Here is a 25,513-nt window from a genome sequence, read left to right on the forward strand (position 1 = left end):
TACGCGCCTGCGCAGTGCCGGTACCTCTTCAGGGAATTGAATGATGCAGCCCGTAATTCTCATCAGCGCAGCACGTCAGCGACTGGCTATCAATCACTCCGCCACCTTGGCGATGAACGTGCTCAATTGCAGCTTTACCGAACTACTCATCAGCCTGGGTTGTGTACCGCTGATCGTCGTACCGGGGATGTCCATCGATGCGCTGCAGCGCTTGTTCAGTATTTCCGATGGGCTGTTGCTGGGGTCTGGTCAGGACCTTTGCCCGAGCACTTACGGTGAGGACCCCGAGGTCAACTATTCGGCGCAGGTGTCGGGCATCGGTGAACCTTACAAGCGGCCATTGATGCTCAGTCCCGACAAGGACCGTGATGCGCTAGAGTTGGCTTTGTATCGGCAAGCCAGGTCTTTGCGATTACCGATTCTCGGGGTCTGTCGGGGCATGCAGCTGATCAACGTTGCCGAAGGGGGCACGCTGCATCAGGAGATCCCAGATCGAGGAATCGATCACTGCATCGACCCAGACGGGTGGATCAACTATCACCCTGTGGAGGTCGATCCGCAGAGCCGGCTCTATCGGCTTATCGATAAGCGCACCTTCAATGTTTCCTCTGTGCACCACCAGGCGATCAAGCGTCTGGCACCGGGCCTGAAAGCCAGCGCGACGGCGGCTGATGGGCTGGTCGAGGCGGTGGAGCTGGACAGTCGCGAGCATTTCGTCATGGGGCTGCAGGGGCATATTGAAAAGACCCTGAACAATCATCCCGAACACCTACAGATATGGAAAGAGTTTGTCAGTGAGACGGCCAGAAGGAGTCGGCAAAATGTCAATTGAATACTTCCAGGTTCCCCTTTATCAGCCCCTGATGAAGAGTCTCGCGTTTTTTTTCGAGGCCGGCGACTCCGCTGATATTCCGCTGTTGAACAAAAAGGAAATCATTTCCGGGTTTCCCGAAAACTTCATGACCTCAGCAATGCGCCTCGGCATCGAGGGCGGCGACGTGGAGTTCGCCAGCACCTCCGGGAGCAGTTCTCAGATCCTCCAGATCATTCGCTACAAGGACTGGTGGGGGCGTGAGTTCAAGCGCGCCTACCAGTGTGTGGCGGACATGGTCGGTTATTCGATGGAGCACGACAAGAAAGCGGTACTGACGACGGCGACCTGTTCCTCAGTCTCCTGTTTTCTTGATAACCCGGACTACCAGCAGCGCATCCATAATGGAGTGCTGAGTCTTAATACTCATCCCGACCCTACGCGCTGGACACTCACCGACATCCAGCGCATTGATGCCGAACTGCGGATGTTCTCGCCCAAACTCCTGGAGGTAGATCCGACCTATCTCGCGATCTTCCTGGCCAAGCGCGCGGAATATCAGATTGCCGAGCCTCTTTACATCCCTGACTACCTGGCCGCGTCCTACGAGTACATGACGACCAATGTTCGCCGGCTGATCGAGAGCGCCTACGGTCTGCCAGTACTCAGCATGTATGGCTCGACGGAGTTGGGCGTGCTGTTCATGCAGGATTGCAGCGGAACCTTTGCCCGCTGCGGCCACGACACGCTTATAGAACTCAGGCCGCATCTGGCCCAGCGCAATCTGTTCGAATTGATTGTCACGTCTTGGAAAAATCCGCTGATGCCTCTGTTGCGTTATGCCACTGGCGATCTTGTCGAAGTGGCGCAAGGCGTGTGCCCGAACAAGGTCTTCGGCCCCAGGGACGATATTCCGTTGCTGAAATTACATGGTCGGATCAGGGACTGCATTGTCGGCGACGGAGGGGAGATCAAGACCCTCGCCGATCTCAATGAACTGTTCGCCGGTTCCGCACCTTGGGCCCGGCAGTATCAACTGCGGATCACCGAGCACAAGGTCACTTTGTTTTACGTCGTGGATGCACAGGATCGAGATGCTGACATGTCGATGGTCGAGCGGTGTCTACGTGACTGGCTTGGCCGCTCGCGTACGGTCGAGTCAATGGCTGTCCCAAGTATTGCGCCCGAAGCATCAGGAAAGTTTGCAATTGTTAAATAGCCAGTCCGTGAAAATCACCCCTTATTAAAAAGAGAGAATGTGATGCAGGCCTTGAATGTGAAATGCATAGGATTGCCCGATGTGCGCAACAACTTTCCGTTCTTTCGGGATAATCAGCGAATTTACTTGGACAGCTCATCCACGGCGTTGAAGCCGGAGCCGGTGATTGGCGCCATTACCGATTTTTACCTGCAGGCCGGTAGCAATGTAGGGCGCTCGAACCATCAGTATGCTCAGCTGTCCACCCAACTTTTCGAGTCGTCTCGCAACAAGCTCGCCTGCTTCCTGGGTTGCAGCGCCGATGAAGTGATCTTCACCGCAAACTGCACGGACTCGATCAATCTACTCGCTCATGGGTTGGCGTTGGGCAAGGGCGACCATGTCGTGGTTTCACCTTTGGAGCACCACTCCAACCTTCTGCCCTGGTTGTCCAAGTGCCGAGTCTCGGTTGCCCGGCTTGATCTAAACGGTTGCATCGACCTGGATCACCTGGATTCATTGCTGGCCTCCGATCCGGCCAAGTTGGTCGCTGTCTGCCATGCATCGAATGTGACCGGCAACGTCCAACCCGTCAGGCAGATCTGTCAGATCGCCAGGGCGCGAGGGGCGTTGAGTCTGTTGGATGCGGCGCAGACTGCTGGCCATATACCCGTCAGTGTCGGGCAGATTGGCTGCGATTTCCTCGCGCTCTCCGGACATAAGATGTTCGGCCCATCGGGGATTGGCGCGCTCTACATGCGGCGTGACCTGCAAGCGTCCATACAGAGCTACCGCTATGGCGGTGGCATGGTCAACAAAGTGCAGCATGGCGACATCAGTTATCAATCCGGGCCGGGTCGATTCGAGGCCGGAACGCCGAACATCGAAGGGGCCATCGGGCTAGGGGCGGCAGTCGACTATATCAACGGCCTGGGTGGGCAATGGGTGCAAGACCACGACCGCGATCTGGAGAGTTACTTCAGGTCGCAGATTCAATCGGTACGCAATATCGAAATCGCCTTCCCAATCGCATCGCAGCACCTGCCGATTTTCCCTCTGGTACCCGTCGGTAAGGTAGACATCGGCTTTGTCTCGAGGATTCTTTCCGATCGTTACGATATTGCGCTGAGTTCCGGATACCAGTGCAACCAGCCGCTCTATCGGAACAGTGGAATTGAGGGTGCCCTGCGTGTCTCGATGCATCTTTACAATACCCGGAAAGATATCGACACGCTGATAATGGCACTCACTGATCTCCAAGATCTGCTGGCATAGTAGGAGGACGTCAATATGGCCAGTGAAGGGCTGGAAGTGTCAGGGGCAGGAGCCATAACCAAGGAAGATTGCATCGCTTATTTTCATCGGCATATAAAACGCCGGACGTCGGCGTTGATCGGACTTGAATACGAGTTAATTCTGATCGACAAGGCCACTTCCCTGAGTGTGCCGTTCTTTGGCTTGCGCAGCCTGTCGAGCATTTTCAAGGGCTTGCTGGGATATGGCTACTCGCCGGTTTATGACAATGGCCTGATTATCGGTCTGAAACGGGGCGGGGTGGTCATTAGTCTGGAGCCCGGTGGCCAAGTGGAGTTTTCTTCGTCGGCGCTGCGTCTAGTGTCTGATATTGCGATCGAGCTCGACGTGTTTCTGCGGGAACTGGGACAGGTTTGCCGATGCCTTGCTATTTCGTTGTTGCCGATCGGTTATCGGCCATACGGCGGCGTGGCGTCGGTGGCGACTGTGCCGCGTACTCGCTACCTGCATATGATGCCTATCCTGGAAAAAGTGTCAGGGGCTTCGGCCGGTCAAAAGATGACCGCCTCGATGCAGGTGTCCGTCGATTACTTCTCCGAGCAACATGCGGGCAAGTTGTTGCAGTTGGGGATTGCCTGTCAGCCGTACATCGTCGCGCTATTTGCCAACTCCCCGTACGTTTCGTCTGCTACCAGTCGCTATAAAAGTCATCGGATGCATGCCTGGACCCTGTTCGATCAGCAACGCTCCGGAATCCCCGACTTCATGTTGTGCGCGCAGTTCAGCGCCGGCACCTTTGAACGTTATGTTGACTGGGCCCTGGAGAAACCGCTGTTGTTTATTCAGCGCCAAGGGCAACTGATCCACATGAACCACCTGAGTTTTCGTGACTATTTGCGCCTGGGCGCCGCATCGGGCGCTGCCACGCTTCAGGATTGGATCATGCATCTGGGAACCCTCTACCCCGAGGCCCGGCTGAAAAACATTGTCGAGTTTCGTTCGGCCGACACCTGTGCGCCTCCCTTCGCCGCTTCACTCGCTGCGTTCTGGAAAGGGTTGGCCTATAGCGAAGACGCTCTTGATGCTGCACTGGATAGGCTGGGTCGGCAGATGCCCTCTGAGTTGAGCCGCCAGTATGCGCAGGCCGCAGAGCACGGCATGGCCGGCGTCGATGCTCAGGGGAACTCGCTGGCCGAAGGGATTCGGTGCCTGGTTGAGCTGGCCGCCCAGGGGTTGTCGGATCAGGGCGCCTCCAACATTGAGAGTGGTTATCTGCACACGCTGAACGAGCTGATTGCAGCAGGGAAATCTGCGGCGGATCTGATGCTCAATATGGGGGTGCCCACAGGCTTGGATGCCACTTCGCAAGTACCGTATCAGAACATTAAGTACATCGCTTGATGTGCTGTCTCAAACATATATTTCTACTTTGAGTTGCGCTCTCATAGTTGGCCTGAGCGTGGGTGCAGATATGAATTCTCAAGATATTTTGCTCAGTGACGAAGAGCAGGCTGAGCTGACCCGCCGTGTTCGTTCGGCCACCATTAGCCAACGCGATGGTCGCCGAGCGCGCGTGATCCTGCTGGCAGCCCAAGGCCATTCACGTAAGGAAATCGCCGAGTTAACGGCGCTCTCCGTTGTTTCCGTTACTCGCTGGTGCAAGCGTTTCAAAGAACTGCGTCTTCAAGGCTTAATTGATCTGCCAGGGCGAGGTCGCAAACCCTCTTTACCGGCCGAAGCCCTGAAGCGAACGCTCGAGCAGGTTTCTCAACCAAGTGTCGGTCAACCGCGCTGGAACTGCCGCAGCATGGCGCGTGTCGCTGGCATTTCTCCGGCCAGCGTTCAGCGGATCTGGGCTGCCAATGGCATCAAGCCGCACCTGACCCGTACCTTCAAATTGTCCAATGACCTACCACTCGAAGAGACATTCTGGGACGTTATCGGCCTGTACCTGACGCCTTCTCATAAAACGCTGGTGCTTTGCTGTGATGAAAAGAGCCAGGCTCAAGCGCTGCAACGCACAGGTCAGCCCTTGGGCATTGGTGATATCCGCGCGCAAATCCATGACCATGTTCGCCACGACACGCTAATGCTGTTCGCGGCCATGGACTATCTGCAAGGTCGACTTATCAGTAGCATCGAAACCCAGCATCAGCAGTGGTTGGCCTTCCTGAAAAGGATCAACTGGGAAACCCCCAAAAGTCTGCAACTGCATGTGATCGTGAGCAACTCCGCCACCCACAAGCATCCGGCCGTCAAGGAATGGCTCAAACGGCATTCACGATTCCACCTGCACGTCACCCCGACCTCAAGCGTCTGGATGAATACGGTCGAGCGCTTTTTTCGGGATATCACCGTTGACTTAAGCGACGGTAGCTTCAGTGCGGCACGCGAACTCGCCAGCGCCATCACCACATGTTTAGTGCAGCACAACGCTCCGCCCCGCCAGTACGTCTGGAGCGCGCAGGGCGAAGACATCTTACGCAAGATTAAACGCGCGCGAGAGAGCACGGCAGGCGCGATCAGAGAGAACGTTTTATTTGAGACAGGACACTAGCACTACTGGCTATTTTTGCTGTAGTTCCCTAAGCCGGTCCCTTGCGCGTTGCAAAGGGTAGTCGACTGTAATACATTTCGCCTTTTTGGCAAATTAGTGTGTGCGGCCTTTTGCAGGAGTTGTTAATGAATACGGATACTATCAAAAAGATAGAAAGAAAATGGCTCGCTCGCTGGGAGAATGAAAGACTTTACTCCGTCAAGCTAGATACTTCTTTGCCTAAATATTATTGCCTTGATATGTTTCCTTATCCTTCGGGGGCTGGTCTGCATGTGGGGCATCCTCGTGGATATATTGCGACTGACGTCTACAGCCGTTTCAAGCGAATGGCGGGTTTCAATGTCTTGCATCCCATGGGCTTCGATTCTTTCGGACTGCCTGCGGAACAGTATGCAATCGAAACCGGACAGCACCCACGAGTCACCACTGACAAGAACATTGCCACATTCAAGTCGCAGTTGAGAAAACTGGGTTTTTGTTATGATCCGGACCGCGAGATCAAGACGTCCGATGCCCAGTACTATCATTGGACGCAATGGATATTCACACAACTGTTCGACAGTTGGTACTGCCTCGATACGCGCCAGGCCATGCCTATCGATGCGCTGATCCAGCACCTTGAACGGTCCGGCAATGCAGAGGTGAATGCCTGGTCTGATTCGCGGACCTCGATCATCAGCGCGCAACAGTGGGCCAAGTTTTCGCCTTTGCAGCAGTCGGAGTTCTTGATGAATTACCGATTGGCTTACCGCGCCGACTCCTATGTGAATTGGTGTCCGGCCCTGGGCACGGTGCTGGCCAATGATGAAATCAAGGACGGTTTTTCCGAGCGTGGTGGCCACCCCGTTCAGAAAAAAATGATGAAGCAGTGGATGCTGCGTATTTCCGCGTATGCCGATCGTCTCCTGGAAGGGCTTGATAGCCTGGATTGGCCGGAAGCGTTGAAGGACATGCAGCGCAATTGGATCGGCAAATCCCAGGGCGCGGAAATTGATTTTCAGGTTCGTGATTCGCAGATCGCAATCAACGTCTTCACCACTTGCCCCGATACGCTTTATGGCGCGACGTTCCTGGTGCTGGCGCCTGAACATGATGCCGTCGAGGAGATCACTTCACCGACTTTCAAGGCTGCGGTGGCGAGCTATCGCGAAGAAGTGGCCTTGCGTTCCGAGCGTGAACGGGTGGCCAAGACTGATCGGATTACCGGCCAGTTCACGGGCGCCTATGCCGTCCACCCCTTGACCGGGGAAAACCTGCCGATCTGGATTGCCGACTACGTCCTGGCTGATTACGGCACGGGCGCAATCATGGCGGTACCGTCTGCGGACCAGCGGGATTTCAACTTTGCCCAGGCCTTCGATCTGCCCGTGCTGCAGATCTATGAAGGGGCAGAGCAGGCCAACAAGCCGTTCCCAGGCAAAGAGGGCTCCCGCCTGATCAATTCCGGGGAAGCCAGCGGCATGCTGCGTGCCGAGGCCACTGATTGGATTCTTGAGCGCCTGGTGGCGACCGGAGCCGCCAAGCGCACCTTCAATTACCGTATCCGAGATGCGATTTTTGGCCGCCAGCGCTACTGGGGGGAACCGATCCCGGTGTACTACGACGAGCAGGGCATTGCTCATGTGGTTCCCGAACAGGACCTGCCGGTAACCCTGCCAGATGTCGAGGCCTTTCTGCCGACCAGCGAAGGCGAGCCGCCGCTGGAGCGGGCTCGTAGCTGGCGCTATGGCGGTTACAAGTATGAAACTACCACCATGCCCGGCTGGGCCGGGTCGAGTTGGTACTTCCTCAGGTACATGGACCCAACCAACAGCAGCGCGCCAGTCTCCAGGGAGGCCATGGCCTATTGGCAGACAGTGGACCTGTATGTCGGCGGTTCCGAGCATGCCACCGGCCATTTGCTCTACGCGCGCTTTTGGACTCATTTCCTCAAGGATCGGGGCTTGCTGAGTTTTTCCGAACCCTTCAAGCGAGTCTTGTGCCAAGGCATGATCTTGGGCGTCTCGGCGATCATCTACCGGGACAAGGCAACCCATGAGTACGTGTCTGCCGACCTCAAGGAAGGGCGGGACGTTCAGCCACTCTATGTCGATATCAGCATGGTCAATGACAAGAACCAGGTCGATATCGACGCGCTTCGCGCCTGGCGCCAGACCTATAGCAATGGGGTGTTTATCTATTCCAACGGCGTCTTCCTGTGTGATCGACTGTCGGAGAAGATGTCCAAGTCCAAATACAACGTGGTCAACCCCGATGACTTGATCGATATCTATGGGGCTGACACTTTCCGCTTGCATGAAATGTTCCTCGGGCCGATCGATCAGACCGCCACCTGGTCGACGCAATCGATCGACGGCCCGCACAAGTTCCTGCAGAAGGTCTGGCGTCTGTTTTTGAGCGAGCAGGGCGAGATGGTCGTTGAAAACCTTGAACCTACCGCCGAGGAGCTCAAGGTGGTGCACACGGCAATTGCCAAGGTGGCGCGTGCAACCGAGGACATGTCCTACAACACCGCGATTGCAGCCTTGATGATCTGTGTGAACCAGCTCGGCGTCTTGCACTGTCATAAGCGCAGCGTACTGGAGCTGTTGCTCAAGCTGTTGCATCCCTATGCGCCGTTCATTACCGAAGAGTTGTGGTCCGAAGCTCTGGGGCACTCGCATTCGATTCTGGACAGCGAGTACCCCGTCGCCGACGAACGCCTGCTGTATGAAGCGCAATTTGAATGCCCGGTCTCCATCAATGGCAAGTTGCGCACCCGCATCATGCTGCAGCGGGGGATGACTGAGGAGGCAGTGAAGGCCCAGGTGCTGAAGGACTCGACAGTGCAACGCTGGCTGTCGGGCGGGCGCCTGCTGAAGTTCATCTTTGTGCCGGACCGGATCATCAACATCGTGTACGCCTTGAACACTGATTGATCCTGAATGCCTCTAGCCGTTAAGCCGGACCGGGACACAACACCCGGCCCGGCTTGATTTCTTGCCTGAACCGTAGGTCATGAGCGCTGGCTGCCGCCACAAATGGAGAGGCCGCCCTGGCCAAACGGTTTCGCAGCGTAAGGCCGCTTCCCGAATCAGCTAATTACCGGTTGTACTGCAGGGCTTCGGCCAGAGCCGGATATTTTAATTACTGACTACAAGCTTGCCAATGACGTCACCGGGTTAGCCGTAATAGAACTTGTGAGGGAGTTCTTTTTTTTGGCAAAAGTACCGGCAATCGTATTTTCCGCGGAGTTATCTGCGAATTTGCAGGGGAATACAGACATGGTGGGCTTTGTCAGGAAAGGTGACGAGGCATCCATTCTGATTCGCGCTATTCATGAATTTATATTGATTGGGCGCTCCGCTAATGCATCCCTCTTGGAGGATGATAGTACGCCAAATACTTGACCGGTTTTGGCAAACAGTCCTTGCAGGCCATAGAGGTCGATAACCCCAAATTTTCCATACAGCTTGCTCAAATACTGTCTTACGTTGACCGGATTGATTTCAAGAATCGCGGCAATTTTCCAGTATGCTGACTGGATCGAGTTCATGCAGGAGGTCAAACGTAAGATCTGATGCTGCTCCGCCAATTTACATTGGGCCGAAAGCTAACTTCCAGGACCACAGCTTTCGACCGATTCTGTTGAAAAAGTCGACCCGGCCTGGCTACCCATGTATTAAGCGGTGAAAACGCGCTTTCAGCGCGTTGCTACGTAAAATCTGAGCCCTGAACCCTTCTGCGCAAAACTCGGATTTCAATCTCAGACGCGTACTTTTCTGTCGCGGAAACTGAAGCCGACTTTTTCAACACAATCGACCCAAAGCTGTCATTCAGTTGTGTCTACATAATCAGGGGCAATTCAGTTCGTTAATGCCCTTTTATAGGCGACACGGATTATTTTGTAGTGTTGGAGTTAATTCAGACCACGCACATATATCTGGTCAGGAACACGTTATTCATGCAAGTACTCCAAGTCAACGGGCTAGTTAGCATGCATAGGGTCTTGACAGTCATCCTAACCCCTGAACTGTAGAAACCCTGTCGTAAGCAAAACAGACTCAGAAATACCGAGTTTATGCGGATCAGATGCGATGCAAGCCAGCGGTCATAGGCCGCGGCCTGATACGGTTTTTTAGTGTTTAGCTGAATCTGTAATGTGCTGCGCTGCAGGTGCATAGTCGCCACCTCGAAAACGAGCCGCAGAGTTCGATACACCGCAATTTCCTGTGGGAGCGGGCTTGCCCGCGAAAGCGTTGTGTCAGTCAAAGTCCATATTGACTGTGCCGCCGTCTTCGCGGGCAAGCCCGCTCCCACAGGTTCTGTGCAAAATTCCTGATGAGGTGGCAGCCACATGTATCAGTACGACGACTATGACCGGGCCCTGGTGTTCGAGCGTGTTGCGCAGTTTCGCGATCAGGTCGAACGTTTCATGGCCGGGGAATTGAGCGAAGAAGAGTTCCTGCCGCTACGTCTGCAGAACGGCCTGTACATGCAAAAGCATGCCTACATGCTGCGCGTGGCGATTCCCTATGGCACGCTGAGCGCGAAGCAAATGCGCATTCTGGCGAGCATTGCGCGGGACTACGATCGTGGCTACGGCCACTTCACCACCCGGCAGAACATGCAGTTCAACTGGATCGAACTGGCTCAGGTGCCGGACATCCTCGAACGCCTGGCCCAGGTGGAAATGCACGCGATCCAGACCTCCGGCAACTGCGTGCGCAACATCACCACTGAAGCCTTTGCCGGCGTCGCGGCGGACGAGTTGATGGACCCGCGCCCGCTGGCAGAAATCCTGCGGCAATGGTCGACCATCAATCCGGAATTCCTGTTTCTGCCGCGCAAGTTCAAGATCGCCATCTGCTCGGCGAAGCAGGACCGCGCGGCGATCATGATGCATGACATCGGCCTCTATCTTTATCGCGATGACCGCGGGCAAATGCTCTTGCGGGTGATTGTTGGCGGCGGGTTAGGTCGCACGCCGATCCTCGGTTTGCAGATTCGCGAAGGCTTGCCGTGGCAGCACCTGCTGTCCTATGTCGAGGCAGTGTTGCGGGTTTATAACCGTCACGGGCGGCGCGATAACAAGTACAAGGCGCGGATCAAGATTCTGGTCAAGGCTTTAGGTATCGAAGCGTTCGCCAAGGAAGTGGAAGAGGAGTGGGAGTACCTCAAGGACGGTCCGGCGCAGTTGACCGACGTCGAATATGAGCGTGTCGCCAGTGCCTTCGTGCCGCCCGATTACCGTTCACTGGCCGGCACTGATCTGGACTTCGGCACACGCCTGGCCGAGAACCCGGCATTCGCCCGTTGGGTGACGCGCAACGTTCAGCCGCACAAGGTGCCGGGTTACGCCAGCGTGGTGCTGTCGACCAAACCGGGCATCGCCTCGCCGCCGGGGGATGTCACGACCGAGCAAATGGAAGCGGTGGCCCAGTGGTCCGAGCAGTTCGGTTTCGGCGAAATCCGCATCGCCCATGAACAGAACATCGTTTTGCCGGACGTGCCCAAGGCCGACCTTTACCCACTGTGGTGCCTGGCCAGCGAGCAAGGCCTGGGATGCGCCAACATCGGCTTGCTGACCGACATCATCGCCTGCCCCGGCGGCGATTTTTGTGCGTTGGCCAACGCCAAATCAATCCCCATCGCGCAGGCGATTCAGGCACGTTTCGAGGATCTGGATTATCTGCATGACCTGGGCGATATCAGCCTGAACATTTCGGGCTGTATGAACGCCTGCGGCCACCACCACATCGGCAACATCGGCATTCTTGGGGTCGATAAGAACGGCAGCGAGTGGTACCAGATCACCCTCGGCGGTGCCCAGGGCAAGAACAGTGCGTTGGGTAAGGTCATCGGCCCGTCGTTCAGTGCCGCCGAAGTGCCCGATGTCATTGAGCGGATCATTGGCACGTTCGTTCGCTACCGGGAGAGCGATGAGTTGTTCGTCGATACCTTGGCGCGCATCGGTCTGGAGCCGTTCAAGGAGCGGGTGTACGCGAAAATGCTGGAGGTGTCGGCATGAACAATCTGATTCGTTTGCAAGACGGCGGCGCCGAGTGGGTGCGCGACGACCCGTGGCAATTGATTCGTGAAGCAACGGATGAGTTGCCGGCCGGACCGCTGATACTGCCGTTACCCCAGTGGCTGGCCCTGAATGCCGACAGGAGATCAGCGCTCGAAGGCGTCTGGCTGGGTCCCAACGACGAAGTGACAAACCTGACGCCGTGGTTTCCCGACCTGCCGCTGATTGCCCTGGACTTCCCGAGTTTTCGCGACGGACGCGCCTATAGCCAGGCCTATCTGTTGCGTACGCGTTTCGGTTGGCAAGGCGAATTACGCGCGATTGGCGATGTACTGCGCGATCAACTCAGCCACATGCGCCAATGCGGTTTCGACAGTTTTGCCGTGCGCGAAGACAAATCCGCCGAAGATGCGCTGAAGGGATTGGCGGGGATGAGTGTGCTTTATGGGCGCTCGGTGATTGAGCCGCGGCCGTTGTTTCGGCGGCGCGGCCCACAGAACCCGTAGGAGCGAGCGGTGCGGCGATCCTACAAGGATCTTCCTTGTCTGGTATTTTTGCTTGGGCCAATGATGGCATTTTGGTAGAGTCCGCGCCTCAAAGGAGTCAGCAAGGAAAGGAGTCTGGTTTGGGCGTGGGCAAGAAGATTTTAGGGCTTTTCGCGTTGCTGCTGATGGCGGCCCTGTGGGGCAGTTACTTTTATGTGTTCAAAGAGAACCGTAACGGCCAGCTCGGGGAGACGTTCAGCAGCTACGCCTGGTGCGGCACGCCGCCGGCCAGCGATGCCACCGATTCGGGCAAGGACCGACTGTCGCTGCACATCACCAACAACGTTCATGGCGAGTTCATGCTCTCGGGCGCGGTGATCGTCTCCGAGCGAACCTTTGATCGTTATGACCTGGGCCGCAACGAACTGCGGCTGCGCATGGAGCCCATGCAGTGGTCCTACGGCATTGCGCCGATTCTCATGGAGCAGGTCAAGATCAAGCCCCTGAGCCGCAATCTGTCTTCGACCAACAAAAGTGCCTACGCGGAACTTGAGTCCAGGCCCATCGGGGTCCAGGGGCGGTCGACGGACTGTCCGTTCGACACCTATCGCTACGGCTACAAACCGGTGCTGTACTACCTCAAGGGTAACGAGCGCATCGATCTGCGCTTCAAGAACGTCACCACCAGCATGGACATGTCAAACACCTTTACGCCGACCCGGAAGTACAACCGTGTGGAGTACATCAACGAGAAAAACTCGTTGATTCGCGAGGAAGACTACAAGCCCTACGGCGCCAACGAATGCGCATTCAGCGTCGAGCGCAAGGGCTCGTTCAAGGTGATTGTGCTGCTGTTGTTGCTGGTGATGTGCCTGCCGCTGCTGCACGTGTTTTATCGCGATGAGCCGGGCATCGATTTTCTCGCGACGCTGGTCAGTATTGGTGCGATCCGGGTGTTTCTGGTGGGGCCGTTCAATGACTTCCAGCTGTACACCATCGACTTCCTGTTCGCCGCGGTAATTATCCTGGTGGGCACGGTGTCGTTGATCAAGGCGATGCGGGCCAATAGTCGGCGGGAGCTGGCGGCGAAAAGCGGATCTTCGTGGTGATTGATCAGGTTTTTTCCGATGAGGTTTTGTGTTGTTTGAGCTGATGTCTTCGTGCAACCCGGACCTGTAGGAGCGAAGCTTGCCCGCGAAGGGGCCTTTGAATATTGCCGCGATCACTTCAGCAATAGATGAATATTGTGCTTTTTGATAACAAAGTGTCGGGCATTGGCTATACCTGTAATTCCCCTACGCAATATTGTTGCCCGGCCTTCTGACAGGAGTTACAGCATGAAGCTTGCGTTACTGATGAGCACACTGTGCATCGCCTCGATCGGGGTGGTGGGCTGCTCGAGCAAAGTCGTCGAGCCGGACCAGTATTCCGGCTTTCTCAAGGACTACAGTCAGCTCAAGGAAGCCAAGTCGCCATCGGGCGCCGTGGTCATGCGCTGGATGGACCCCAAGCTCGACGTCAACAAGTTCACCAGTGTCTACATCGAGCCGACTCAGCTCTATCCCAAACCGCAACCGACGGTGAAAATCCCTCAGGCCACGCTGAACGGCATCACCAGCTACTACGATCAGGCGCTCAAACGCGAGGTGGGTAAATCCCTGCCATTGGCCAGCGGCCCCGGCCCTGGCGTGATGGTGGTGCGTGCTGCGATCACCTCTGTCACCAGCAAGACCGAAGGCCTCCAGCCTTATGAAGTGATCCCGATTGCCCTGGTGGCGGCGGCAGTCAGTACAGCCAGCGGCATTCGCGACCAGGAAACCAATCTGGCCACCGAAGCGGTGTTTCTCGATGGCGGCAACAACAAAGTCGTGGCCCAAGTGGTGCGCAAGGGCATTGGCAAACCGCTGGAAAGCGCAGATCAGGTGATGAAGGCCGATGACGTGAAAAACGTGATCGATGGCTGGGCGTCGGATATGCATCAGTCGTATCTGAAACTCAAGTCCAAGTCCAAGTCCAAGTAATGCGGCGAGGCTGAGGGCCTATATCGCGAGCAGGCTCGCTCCTACAGTGGATCTGCTGTGAGCACACTATTCGTGAACACCAGCGATCAAATGTGGGAGTGAGCCTGTTCGCGACATCGGTCTCCCGGTACACAGCTTCAGTTCTTCTTCGCCTGCGCACGCACTCGTTCTTCCTGCTCGCGCAACTGCGGTGTGAACTCGGCACCGAAGTCTTCGGCCTCGTACACCTGGCGAATCTCGATCTCGGCCTCTGTCCCCGGCATCGGGTTGGGGCAGCGCTTGACCCACTCGATCGCTTCCTCTTTCGACTTCACCTGCCACAGCCAATAGCCGGCGATCAGCTCTTTGGTTGCGGCGAACGGGCCGTCGATCACCGTGCGCTGGTCACCCGAGAAACGCACACGGGCGCCTTTGCTGCTGGGCTGCAGTCCATCGCAATCGATGAGGATGCCGGCCTTGGCCAGTTCCTCGTTGAAATTGCCCATCGCGGTCATCAGCTCTTCGCTGGGCATCACACCGGCCTCGGAATCCGGGCTGGCTTTCACAATGATCATGAATCGCATGGTCTTGTCTCCGCTGGATTTGAGAGATTCGCTGTCTAGTCGAATGGCCATGGGCAAAATCGACAACGCGGCCAAAGGAAAATCGCTACAAGCCTTCTGATACCCCGTACCCGGGATAGGTTGGATTTTAGCGTGATGGTAGTCTGCGATTCCCCTGGCCGATGGGATGCCATCATTCATGCCTGTTCTGGAACTCACCACCCTGATCCCCAACCGCACCCCCGAGCAAGTGCTCGACTTCTGCCTGGAAGGGGGCAATTTTCCGAAGATCTTCCCGGAACGGTTCACGCCTCTGGGTGATATCGACCTGACCAACCTGCGCATCGAAGCCGGTCGACAGTTTCGCTTTCGGCACTGGATGTTCAACTTCATCCCGTCGAACTGGACGGTGGTCATCCGCGAGGTGGGCGAGCACCATTTCATCGATGAAATGCTCAAGGGGCCAATGGCTGCCTTTCGTCATGAACATCGGGTGGCAGCGGGTGAGGGCGGTACGCTGTATACCGACCGTGTGACCTATGCGGCCATGGAGGGCGCGCCGTTGGAGTGGCTGGTGGTCAATGCCTACATGCAGCGGATTTTCGAAGCGCGGCACCGCAATATGTTGCGCTTGCTTGGATAGTGCGCAGTGCATTCCAATCCTGTGGGAGCGGGCTTGCCCGCGAAGAACGATAACGCGGTCAGCCAGTTACACCACGGTGTTCCCTTCGCGGGCAAGCCCGCTCCCACAGGGTTATGCAGTGTTAGTAAGTTTTGTTGAAACGCGTGTATCCAGTTTTGTGCGACGACAAATCACAATTTGTATCTGGGCATAGGTCGCCAGACCATTTCGTGGTTAACTTCGGCCTCGTCAAAATTCTCTACATCAACGTTCAGAAGGACTCCGTTCATGGCTCAAGTCACTCTTAAAGGCAACCCGGTTCAAGTCAACGGCCAATTGCCACAAGCCGGTTCCCAGGCGCCAGCCTTTTCCCTGGTTGCCGGCAATCTGTCCGACGTGACCCTGGCGAACTTCGCCGGCAAGCGCAAAGTGCTGAACATCTTCCCAAGTATCGACACCCCGACCTGCGCTACCTCCGTGCGCAAGTTCAACGCCCAGGCCAATGACATCGCCAACACCGTGGTGCTGTGCATCTCCGCTGACCTGCCGTTCGCCCAGGCTCGTTTCTGCGGCGCCGAAGGCCTGGAAAACGTCCAGAACCTGTCGACCCTGCGCGGTGCCGAGTTCATCGAGAACTACGGCGTGGCGATTGCCGATGGCCCGCTCAAAGGCCTGACCGCCCGTGCCGTCGTGGTTCTGGACGAAAACGACAAGGTCCTGCACAGCGAACTGGTCAAGGAAATCGCTGAAGAACCGAACTACGAAGCGGCACTTGCCGTTCTGAAATAAGTAAAACATTACAATTGTTAACGGCCTGGCCCTGTCCAGGCCGTTTTCATTTGTGCTTCAGTGTCTTAGATAAATCTCCTGTTACGTAAGCCAAAGGTAAATTGCCGGTAAAGGCGCTTTGCTTAATACCCGCCAGTGCTTATCGTTCAGCCTCCTGTAGAAAGAAGCTTCACGCGCCCAATGGTTGATCATTCCATGCAATCCTCCGCTTCCCGCAATCCTCGTCGCTGGCTGTTCGGCCTGCTTGTCCTGTTGGTCATCGCTGGCCTGTGCTGGAAGTTCTGGCCCGCAGGCAGCAGCCCGAAGGAGGGCGCAGGGCAGAAAGCCGTTGCCGGGCACACCGGCCGGTCGGGGGGGATGCGTCCGGGGTTTGGTGGGGCATCCGGGCCGGTACCGGTGCGCGTGGCGCCAGCGGTCAAAGGCGATTTCCCGCTGTATTACAAGGCGCTGGGTACGGTCACAGCGCTGAACACCATCAATGTGCGTAGCCGCGTTGGCGGTGAGTTGATAAAGATTTCGTTCGAAGAAGGGCAAATGGTCAAGGCGGGCGACCTGCTGGCCGAGATCGACCCGCGTCCTTACCAGAATGCCTTGCTCCAGGCCGAAGGCACCTTGCTGCAGAATCAGGCACAACTGAAGAATGCTCAGGTCGATGTCGAGCGCTATCGCGGGTTGTACCGCGAAGACAGTATCGCCAAACAAACCCTGGACACCGCCGAAGCACTGGTCGGCCAGTACCTGGGCACGGTCAAGACCAATCAGGCGGCGGTCAACGACGCCAAGCTCAATCTGGAATTCACCAAAATCCGCGCGCCGATCGCCGGGCGCGTGGGCCTGCGTCAGCTGGACGTCGGCAACCTCGTCGCGGCGAACGACACCACGGCGCTGGTGATCATCACCCAGACTCAACCGATCAGCGTGGCGTTCACCTTGCCGGAAAACAACCTGGACACCGTGCTGGCCCGCTATCGCACCGGCGCCAAACTGCCCGCCGAAGCCTGGGACCGTGGCGATACCAAATTGCAGGCCACTGGCGTGTTGCAGAGCCTGGACAACCAGATCGACGTCACCACCGGCACCCTGAAATTCAAGGCCCGCTACGAGAACCGCGATCAAGCGCTGTTCCCCAACCAGTTCGTCAACGTCCACCTGCTGGCCGACACCCTCAAAGGCGTGGTGCTTGTGCCTTCGGCGGCGATCCAGTTCGGCACCAACGGCACGTTCGTCTATGCCATGGACGGCGACAAGAAGGTCACCATCCGTCAGTTGAAAGTCGGCGCCAGTGACGGTGACAACACGGTGATCACCGAAGGCCTGGCTGCTGGCGATCGGGTGGTTCTGGAAGGCACCGACCGCCTGAAGGAAGGCAGCGAAGTGGAGGTCGTCAACGACAGCAAGGATGTACCGACCACCCCGACCGAACACCTGCAAGGCAAGTCGGCCGCCACTGCACCTGAGGCGACGGCCACCGACAAGGCGAAAAAGGGCGGCGCATGAACATCTCGCGGCTGTTCATCCTTCGCCCGGTCGCCACGACCCTGAGCATGCTGGCGATTATTCTGGCCGGCGTGATCGCTTATCGGCTGCTGCCGGTGTCGGCATTGCCCCAGGTCGACTACCCGACCATTCGTGTGATGACGCTCTATCCTGGCGCCAGCCCGGATGTCATGACCAGCGCCGTGACCGCGCCGCTGGAGCGTCAGTTCGGGCAGATGCCTGGCCTGACCCAGATGGCGTCCACCAGTTCTGGCGGCGCCTCGGTGCTGACCCTGCGGTTCAGCCTGGACATCAACATGGACGTCGCCGAGCAGCAGGTTCAGGCCGCGATCAACGCCGCGACCAATTTGCTGCCCAAGGACTTGCCGGCGCCACCGGTGTACAACAAGGTCAACCCGGCGGACACCCCGGTGCTGACGCTGGCCATCACCTCGAAAACCATGCTGTTGCCCAAGCTCAATGACTTGGTCGACACCCGCATGGCACAGAAAATTGCCCAGATCAGCGGCGTCGGCATGGTCAGCATTGCCGGCGGCCAACGTCAGGCAGTGCGCATCAAGGTCAACCCCGAGGCCCTGGCGGCCAATGGCTTGAACCTGTCGGACGTGCGCACCTTGATCGGCGCTTCCAACGTTAACCAGCCCAAGGGCAACTTCGACGGCCCGACCCGGGTGTCGATGCTCGACGCCAACGACCAGCTGACTTCGCCCAAGGACTACGCCAACCTGATCCTCGCCTACAGTAACGGCGCGCCGTTGCGGCTCAAGGATGTGGCGGAAATCGTCGATGGCGCCGAGAACGAACGTCTGGCGGCGTGGGCCAATGAAAATCAGGCGGTGCTGCTGAACATCCAGCGCCAGCCCGGCGCCAACGTCATCGAAGTGGTCGACCGGATCAAGGCCTTGCTGCCGAGCATCACCGACAACCTGCCGGCCGGCCTCGACGTCACGGTGCTCACCGACCGCACCCAGACCATCCGCGCCTCGGTCACCGACGTGCAACACGAACTGCTGATCGCCATCGCGCTGGTGGTGATGGTTACGTTCCTGTTCCTGCGGCGGGCCAGTGCCACGATCATTCCGTCGGTGGCCGTGCCGCTGTCGTTGATTGGCACCTTCGGCGTGATGTACCTCGCGGGCTTTTCGGTCAACAACCTGACCCTGATGGCGCTGACCATCGCCACCGGTTTTGTGGTGGACGATGCGATCGTCATGCTGGAGAACATTTCCCGATATATCGAAGAGGGCGACAGCCCGCTGCAAGCGGCGCTCAAGGGCGCCAAGCAGATTGGCTTCACCCTGATTTCCCTGACGCTGTCTCTGATTGCGGTACTGATTCCGCTGCTGTTCATGGCCGACGTGGTGGGGCGCTTGTTTCGCGAGTTCGCGATCACCCTGGCGGTGGCGATCCTGATTTCCCTTGTCGTCTCCCTGACCCTGACGCCAATGATGTGCGCGCGGCTGCTCAAACGTGAACCCAAGGAAGCAGAACAGGGCCGTTTCTACCGCTCCAGTGGCGCCGCAATTGATTGGATGATCGCGGCTTACGGGCGCAAATTACAGTGGGTGCTCAAGCATCAACCGCTGACCTTGATGGTGGCCATCGGCACCTTGGCGCTAACGGTGTTCCTGTACATGGTGGTGCCCAAGGGCTTCTTCCCGGTGCAGGACACCGGCGTGATCCAGGGGATTTCCGAGGCGCCGCAGTCGATTTCCTTCGCGGCGATGAGCGAGCGCCAGCAGGAACTGGCCAAGGTGATCCTGGCCGATCCGGCGGTCGAGAGCCTGTCGTCCTATATCGGGGTCGACGGCGACAACTCGACGCTGAACAGCGGTCGGTTGCTGATCAACCTCAAATCCCATAGCCATCGCGACCTGAGTGCCACCGAAGTGATCGCGCGCCTGCAACCGGAGCTGGACAAGCTGATCGGCATTCGCCTGTTCATGCAGCCGGTGCAGGACCTGACCATCGAGGACCGGGTCAGCCGTACGCAGTACCAGTTCAGCATGTCGTCGCCGGATTCCGAGTTGCTCAGCCTGTGGAGCGGGCGTTTGGTGGAAGCGTTGGCGCAACGGCCGGAGCTCACCGACGTCGCCAGCGATCTCCAGGATAAGGGCTTGCAGGTGTATCTGGTGATCGACCGCGATGCGGCGTCGCGGGTCGGCGTATCGGTATCGAACATCACCGATGCGCTGTACGACGCCTTCGGTCAGCGGCAGATTTCCACCATTTACACCCAGGCCAGCCAATACCGCGTGGTGCTGCAATCGCAGTCCGGCGAGAAGATTGGCCCGGATGCGCTGAACCAGATTCACGTCAAGACCACCGATGGCGGTCAGGTGCGCCTGTCCAGCCTGGCGCATGTCGAGGAACGCCAGGCGCAACTGGCGATCACCCACATCGGCCAGTTCCCGGCGGTGATGATGTCCTTCAACCTGGCGCCCGGCGTAGCGCTGGGGCATGCGGTCGAGATCATCGATCAGGTGCAGAAAGACATCGGCATGCCGATTGGCGTGCAGACCCAGTTCCAGGGCGCGGCCGAAGCGTTCCAGGCGTCGCTGTCGAGCACCTTGCTGCTGATTCTGGCGGCGGTGGTGACCATGTACATCGTGCTCGGCGTGCTTTACGAGAGTTACATCCACCCGATCACCATCCTCTCGACCTTGCCCTCGGCGGCGGTCGGCGCCTTGCTGGCGTTGCTGTTGAGCGGCAATGACCTGGGGATGATCGCGATCATCGGCATCATCCTGCTGATCGGTATCGTGAAAAAGAACGCGATCATGATGATCGACTTCGCCCTCGAGGCTGAACGCAATCAGGGCATGGACCCGCAAACTGCGATCTATCAGGCAGCGCTGCTGCGTTTTCGGCCGATTCTGATGACCACCCTGGCGGCGCTGTTCGGCGCGGTGCCGCTGATGCTGGCCACGGGTTCCGGCGCGGAACTGCGCCAGCCTTTGGGTCTGGTGATGGTCGGTGGCTTGCTGGTGAGTCAGGTGCTGACGCTGTTCACCACGCCTGTCATCTACTTGTACTTCGACCGCCTCGGGCGGCGCTGGGGCCGTAAGTCCGAGTCTGTGGAACCGGTAGAACAGCCATGAACCTGTCCGGACCTTTCATCAAGCGCCCGGTCGCAACGATGCTGTTGAGCCTGGCGATCATATTGCTGGGCGGCGTGAGCTTCGGCCTGTTGCCTGTATCGCCGCTGCCGCAAATGGACTTCCCGGTGATTGTGGTTCAGGCGAGTTTGCCCGGTGCAAGCCCCGAGGTCATGGCCTCGACCGTGGCCACGCCGCTTGAGCGTTCCTTCGGCGCCATCGCCGGGGTCAACACCATGAGCAGCCGTTCCAGCCAGGGTTCGACCCGGGTGATTTTGCAGTTCGACCTGGACCGCGACATCAACGGCGCGGCGCGGGAAGTGCAGGCGGCGATCAACGCCTCGCGCAACCTGCTGCCGAGCGGCATGCGCAGCATGCCCACCTACAAGAAGGTCAACCCGTCCCAGGCGCCAATCATGGTGCTGTCGCTGACCTCGGATGTATTGGAAAAAGGCCAGCTCTATGACTTGGCCTCGACCATTCTGTCCCAGAGCCTGTCGCAGGTGCAGGGCGTGGGTGAAGTGCAGATCGGCGGCAGCTCGTTGCCGGCGGTGCGCATCGAACTCGAACCCCAGGCGCTCAATCAGTACGGCGTGGCGCTGGATGACGTGCGCAACACCATCGCCAACGCCAACGTGCGCCGGCCCAAGGGCTCGGTCGAAGATGGCCAGCGGCTGTGGCAGGTGCAGGCCAACGATCAACTGGAAAAGGCCAAGGATTACGAATCGCTGATCATTCACTACGCGGACGGCGCGGCCCTGCGCCTGAAGGATGTGGCCAAGGTCAGCGACGGCGTCGAGGACCGTTACAACAGCGGCTTCTTCAACGACGACGCGGCGGTGTTGCTGGTGATCAACCGGCAGGCCGGCGCCAACATCATCGAGACGGTCAACGAGATCAAGGCGCAGCTGCCGGCGTTGCAGGCCGTGCTGCCGGCCAGCGTCAAGCTGAACCTTGCGATGGACCGTTCGCCGGTGATCAAGGCCACCCTGCACGAGGCGGAAATGACCCTGCTGATTGCCGTGGTGCTGGTGATTCTGGTGGTGTTCCTGTTCCTCGGTAATTTCCGTGCCTCGCTGATTCCGACCCTGGCGGTGCCGGTGTCGCTGGTGGGCACGTTTGCGGTGATGTACCTCTACGGTTTCTCCCTGAACAACCTGTCGCTGATGGCGCTGATCCTGGCCACCGGGCTGGTGGTGGACGACGCCATCGTGGTGCTGGAGAACATTTCCCGGCACATCGACAAGGGCGTGCCGCCGATGAAGGCCGCGTACCTCGGGGCCCAGGAAGTCGGCTTCACGCTGCTGTCGATGAACGTCTCGCTGGTGGCGGTGTTCCTGTCGATCCTGTTCATGGGCGGGATCATCGAAAGCCTGTTCCGCGAGTTTTCCATCACCCTGGCGGCGGCCATTGTGGTGTCGTTGCTGGTGTCGCTGACGCTGACGCCGATGCTCTGCGCCCGCTGGCTCAAGCCGCATACGCCGGGGCAGGAAAACCGCCTGCAACGCTGGAGCCATCGGACCAACGAGTGGATGGTCGGCAAATACGCCACCAGCCTCGACTGGGTGCTGCGTCACCGTCGGCTGACCCTGCTCAGCCTGCTCGTGACGATTGGCGTGAACATCGCGCTTTATGTCGTTGTTCCTAAAACATTTTTGCCTCAGCAGGACACCGGCCAGTTGATAGGTTTCGTGCGGGGCGACGACGGGCTGTCATTCAGCGTGATGCAGCCGAAGATGGAAATCTTCCGCCGCGCCGTGCTCAAGGACGAGGCGGTGCAAAGCGTCGCCGGGTTCATCGGTGGCAGCAACGGTACCAACAACGCCTTCATGCTGGTGCGGCTCAAGCCGATCCAGGAGCGCAACCTGTCCGCGCAGAAAGTCATCGAACGCCTGCGCAAGGAAATGCCCAAGGTGCCCGGTGCGCAATTGATGCTGATGGCCGATCAGGACCTGCAATTTGGCGGCGGTCGCGAGCAGACCTCCTCGCAATATTCCTACATCCTGCAAAGCGGCGATCTTGGCGCGTTGCGCGAGTGGTATCCGAAAGTCGTCACCGCCCTCAAGGCGCTGCCGGAATTGACGGCGATTGACGCACGCGAAGGCCGTGGCGCCCAGCAAGTGACCCTGATTGTCGATCGCGATCAGGCCAAGCGTCTGGGCGTGGATATGGACATGGTCACGGCGGTGCTGAACAACGCCTACAGCCAGCGGCAGATTTCGACGATCTACGACAGCCTCAACCAGTATCAGGTGGTGATGGAGGTCAACCCGAAATACGCCCAGGATCCGATCACCCTGAATCAGGTCAAGGTGATCACGGCCGACGGTGCGCGGATTCCGCTGTCGACCATCGCTCACTACGAAAACAGCCTGGAAGACGACCGGGTCAGCCACGAAGGCCAGTTCGCTTCAGAAAGCATCGCCTTCGACATGGCCGAAGGCGTGACGGTGGAGCAGGGTTCGGCGGCCATCGAGCGGGCGATTGCCAAGGTCGGTTTGCCGGAAGACGTGATCGCGAAAATGGCCGGTACCGCCGATGCGTTCGCCGCCACCCAGAAGAGCCAGCCGTGGATGATTCTCGGTGCGCTGGTGGCGGTGTATCTGGTGCTGGGCGTGCTGTATGAAAGCTACATCCACCCGCTGACCATTCTTTCGACCTTGCCGTCCGCCGGGGTCGGGGCGTTGCTGTCGATCTATGTGCTGGGCGGCGAGTTCAGCCTGATCTCCCTGCTCGGGCTGTTCCTATTGATCGGTGTGGTGAAGAAAAACGCGATTCTGATGATCGATCTGGCGCTGCAACTGGAGCGGCACCAGGGCCTGGAGCCGCTGGAGTCGATCCGCAGTGCCTGTCTGCAACGGCTGCGGCCGATTCTGATGACCACCCTGGCGGCGATCCTCGGCGCCTTGCCGTTGCTGCTGAGCCGGGCCGAAGGGGCGGAAATGCGTCAGCCGCTGGGCCTGACTATCATCGGCGGGCTGGTCTTCAGCCAGGTGCTGACCCTTTACACCACCCCGGTGGTTTACCTCTATCTCGACAATCTGCGCCATCGTTTCAACCGCTGGCGTGGGGTGCGTACCGATGCTGCTCTGGAAACTCCGCTATGACTGACCGTTCGCTTATCAATCTGGTTGCATCGCTGATCACAGCCCGAGGCTCGCGTTTGCTGAGCCTGTCGCTGTGCGTGGCGATGCTCAGTGCCTGCGCCATCGGCCCGGATTACCAGCGCCCGCAAGCCGCCGCGCCGGCACAGTACAAAGAGGCCGCCGGATGGCGCCAGGCCAACCCCAGCGACTCTCTGGCGCGCGGTGCCTGGTGGGAGCTGTATGGCGATCAGCAGCTCAATGGTTTGATCGAAAAACTCAACAGCGCCAACCAGACCGTCGCCCAGTCCGAAGCGCAGTACCGCCAGGCCCAGGCCTTGGTACGCAGTGCCCGGGGTGCGTTTTTCCCGACCGTGGACCTGACGGTCGGGAAAACCCGCTCCAGCCAAGGCACCGGTAGCAGCAGTTCGAGCCTGAGCAGTTCTTCCAGTGGTATTCGCGACACCTATACGGCGCAGGCCGGAGTCAGTTGGGAAGCAGACGTCTGGGGCAAATTGCGCCGAGGCCTGGAGGCCGACACGGCCAACGCCGAGGCGAGTTTTGCTGACTTGGCGGCGATGCGCTTGAGCCAGCAATCGGAGCTGGTGCAGAACTACCTGCAACTGCGGGTGATCGACGAACAGAAACGCCTGCTGGAAGCGACGGTCGAGGCCTATCAGCGTTCGCTGACCATGACCGAAAACCAGTACCGCGCCGGTGTCTCCGGCAAGGACGCAGTGGCCCAGGCCACTACTCAGCTCAAAAGCACCCAGGCGGAAATGGTCGACCTGATCTGGCAGCGCGCGCAGTTCGAGAACGCCATCGCCGTACTGATTGGTCTGCCGCCGGCCGAGTTCAGCCTGGCTGAAACCAAAGACATCCCGGCATTGCCGCAGGTGCCGCTGAGCCTGCCTTCGCAGTTGCTGGAGCGCCGCCCGGACATCGCTTCCGCCGAGCGCTCTGTAATGGCCGCCAATGCCAACATCGGCGTGGCCAAAGCCGCCTACTACCCGGACCTGACCCTGAGCCTGAACGGCGGTTATAGCAGCAGCACCTCAAACAATTGGATCAGCGTGCCGAACCGTTTCTGGTCGGTAGGCCCGCAACTGGCCATGACCCTGTTCGACGGTGGGCAGCGCTCGGCGGAAGTCGATCGCAGCGAAGCGGCCTACGACGAGACCGTCGCCAAGTACCGCCAGACCGTGCTCGACGGCTTCCGTGAAGTGGAAAACTATCTGGTGCAGCTCAAGGTGCTGGAAGACGAAGCCAAGGTGCGCCAGGAAGCCCTGGATGCGGCACGCGAGTCCCTGCGCTTGACCCAGAATCAGTACAAGGCCGGGGTGATTGCTTATCTGGATGTGGTGGTGGTTCAGGCTACGGCGTTGAGCAACGAGCGCAACGTGCTGAGTTTGCTGCAGAGCCGCTTGATCGCCAGCGTGCAGTTGATTGCCGCGCTGGGCGGCGGGTGGGACGGGCAGCTTCAGGTGAGCGACAAGCAATAGCGCATGATCGTTCCCACAAACGTTTCATCACCTTGATGGCCTTT

18 protein-coding genes are annotated in these 25,513 nt (G+C 58.4%); 16 read left to right on the forward strand and 2 right to left on the reverse strand.

The features are described 5' to 3' along the window. The first annotated feature begins 40 nt into the window (after positions 1–40). The 6 genes from PSH97_RS13100 to leuS all read left to right on the forward strand — a co-directional run bounded on the left by PSH97_RS13100 (position 41) and on the right by leuS (position 8,738). Complete coding sequence (locus tag PSH97_RS13100) at positions 41–832, forward strand: gamma-glutamyl-gamma-aminobutyrate hydrolase family protein (RefSeq protein WP_305449537.1); 792 nt, start codon at positions 41–43, stop codon at positions 830–832. Continuing rightward, complete coding sequence (locus PSH97_RS13105) at positions 822–2,030, forward strand: phenylacetate--CoA ligase family protein (RefSeq protein WP_305449538.1); 1,209 nt, start codon at positions 822–824, stop codon at positions 2,028–2,030. Before PSH97_RS13100 ends, PSH97_RS13105 begins: the two co-directional genes overlap by 11 nt. Positions 2,031–2,072: 42 nt before the next feature. Further along, positions 2,073–3,284 carry an aminotransferase class V-fold PLP-dependent enzyme gene (locus PSH97_RS13110; RefSeq protein WP_305449539.1) on the forward strand — a complete coding sequence of 404 codons (1,212 nt, stop codon included), beginning with the start codon at positions 2,073–2,075 and terminating at the stop codon, positions 3,282–3,284. A gap of 15 nt (positions 3,285–3,299) precedes the next feature. Beyond that, positions 3,300–4,664, forward strand: a complete 1,365-nt coding sequence (locus PSH97_RS13115) for a glutamate-cysteine ligase family protein (protein WP_305449540.1) — start codon at positions 3,300–3,302, stop codon at positions 4,662–4,664. Between the two features lie 70 nt (positions 4,665–4,734). Further along, positions 4,735–5,820, forward strand: a complete 1,086-nt coding sequence (locus PSH97_RS13120) for an IS630 family transposase (RefSeq protein ID WP_305449541.1) — start codon at positions 4,735–4,737, stop codon at positions 5,818–5,820. A 110-nt stretch (positions 5,821–5,930) separates the two neighbouring features. Then, positions 5,931–8,738, forward strand: coding sequence for a leucine--tRNA ligase (gene leuS / locus PSH97_RS13125; RefSeq protein ID WP_305449542.1), 2,808 nt, complete (start codon positions 5,931–5,933; stop codon positions 8,736–8,738). A gap of 398 nt (positions 8,739–9,136) precedes the next feature. On the opposite strand, the gene PSH97_RS13130 is transcribed toward leuS, so the two are convergent. Continuing rightward, positions 9,137–9,355, reverse strand: coding sequence for a hypothetical protein (locus tag PSH97_RS13130; protein ID WP_305449543.1), 219 nt, complete (start codon positions 9,353–9,355; stop codon positions 9,137–9,139). A gap of 801 nt (positions 9,356–10,156) precedes the next feature. Here PSH97_RS13130 and PSH97_RS13135 point away from each other — a divergent pair. The 4 genes from PSH97_RS13135 to PSH97_RS13150 all read left to right on the forward strand — a co-directional run bounded on the left by PSH97_RS13135 (position 10,157) and on the right by PSH97_RS13150 (position 14,336). After that, positions 10,157–11,830, forward strand: coding sequence for a nitrite/sulfite reductase (locus tag PSH97_RS13135; protein WP_305449544.1), 1,674 nt, complete (start codon positions 10,157–10,159; stop codon positions 11,828–11,830). Then, positions 11,827–12,336: a DUF934 domain-containing protein gene (locus tag PSH97_RS13140; RefSeq protein ID WP_305449545.1), complete on the forward strand. Its 510-nt coding sequence runs from the start codon at positions 11,827–11,829 to the stop codon at positions 12,334–12,336. The genes PSH97_RS13135 and PSH97_RS13140 overlap by 4 nt, the downstream gene beginning before the upstream one ends. A gap of 119 nt (positions 12,337–12,455) precedes the next feature. Next, a complete protein-coding gene (locus PSH97_RS13145; RefSeq protein ID WP_305449546.1) occupies positions 12,456–13,424 on the forward strand; it encodes a hypothetical protein in 969 nt (322 codons plus the stop codon). Between the two features lie 228 nt (positions 13,425–13,652). Then, positions 13,653–14,336 carry a DUF3313 domain-containing protein gene (locus tag PSH97_RS13150; RefSeq protein WP_305449547.1) on the forward strand — a complete coding sequence of 228 codons (684 nt, stop codon included), beginning with the start codon at positions 13,653–13,655 and terminating at the stop codon, positions 14,334–14,336. A gap of 137 nt (positions 14,337–14,473) precedes the next feature. Here PSH97_RS13150 and PSH97_RS13155 read toward each other — a convergent pair whose 3' ends face one another. Then, positions 14,474–14,899: a YciI family protein gene (locus tag PSH97_RS13155; protein WP_305449548.1), complete on the reverse strand. Its 426-nt coding sequence runs from the start codon at positions 14,897–14,899 to the stop codon at positions 14,474–14,476. Positions 14,900–15,077: 178 nt separating this feature from the next. Here PSH97_RS13155 and PSH97_RS13160 point away from each other — a divergent pair, with 178 nt between their 5' ends. From PSH97_RS13160 to PSH97_RS13185, 6 genes are all read left to right on the forward strand, one after another. Further along, positions 15,078–15,521 carry an SRPBCC family protein gene (locus PSH97_RS13160; protein WP_305449549.1) on the forward strand — a complete coding sequence of 148 codons (444 nt, stop codon included), beginning with the start codon at positions 15,078–15,080 and terminating at the stop codon, positions 15,519–15,521. 267 nt (positions 15,522–15,788) lie between these two features. Next, positions 15,789–16,289, forward strand: a complete 501-nt coding sequence (gene tpx, locus PSH97_RS13165; RefSeq protein WP_305449550.1) for a thiol peroxidase — start codon at positions 15,789–15,791, stop codon at positions 16,287–16,289. Between the two features lie 180 nt (positions 16,290–16,469). Further along, complete coding sequence (locus PSH97_RS13170; RefSeq protein ID WP_305449551.1) at positions 16,470–17,786, forward strand: MdtA/MuxA family multidrug efflux RND transporter periplasmic adaptor subunit; 1,317 nt, start codon at positions 16,470–16,472, stop codon at positions 17,784–17,786. Then, the gene (locus PSH97_RS13175; RefSeq protein WP_305449552.1) at positions 17,783–20,887 is read left to right on the forward strand and encodes an MdtB/MuxB family multidrug efflux RND transporter permease subunit; all 3,105 of its coding nucleotides are present in this window, start codon (positions 17,783–17,785) and stop codon (positions 20,885–20,887) included. Before PSH97_RS13170 ends, PSH97_RS13175 begins: the two co-directional genes overlap by 4 nt. Further along, positions 20,884–23,991 (forward strand): efflux RND transporter permease subunit, encoded by a 3,108-nt coding sequence (locus tag PSH97_RS13180; RefSeq protein ID WP_305449553.1) that lies wholly within the window; start codon positions 20,884–20,886, stop codon positions 23,989–23,991. The genes PSH97_RS13175 and PSH97_RS13180 overlap by 4 nt, the downstream gene beginning before the upstream one ends. Further along, complete coding sequence (locus tag PSH97_RS13185; RefSeq protein ID WP_305449554.1) at positions 23,988–25,469, forward strand: efflux transporter outer membrane subunit; 1,482 nt, start codon at positions 23,988–23,990, stop codon at positions 25,467–25,469. The genes PSH97_RS13180 and PSH97_RS13185 overlap by 4 nt, the downstream gene beginning before the upstream one ends. Positions 25,470–25,513 lie beyond the last annotated feature (44 nt).

This window comes from Pseudomonas cucumis (assembly GCF_030687935.1).
Lineage (GTDB): Bacteria > Pseudomonadota > Gammaproteobacteria > Pseudomonadales > Pseudomonadaceae > Aquipseudomonas > Aquipseudomonas cucumis.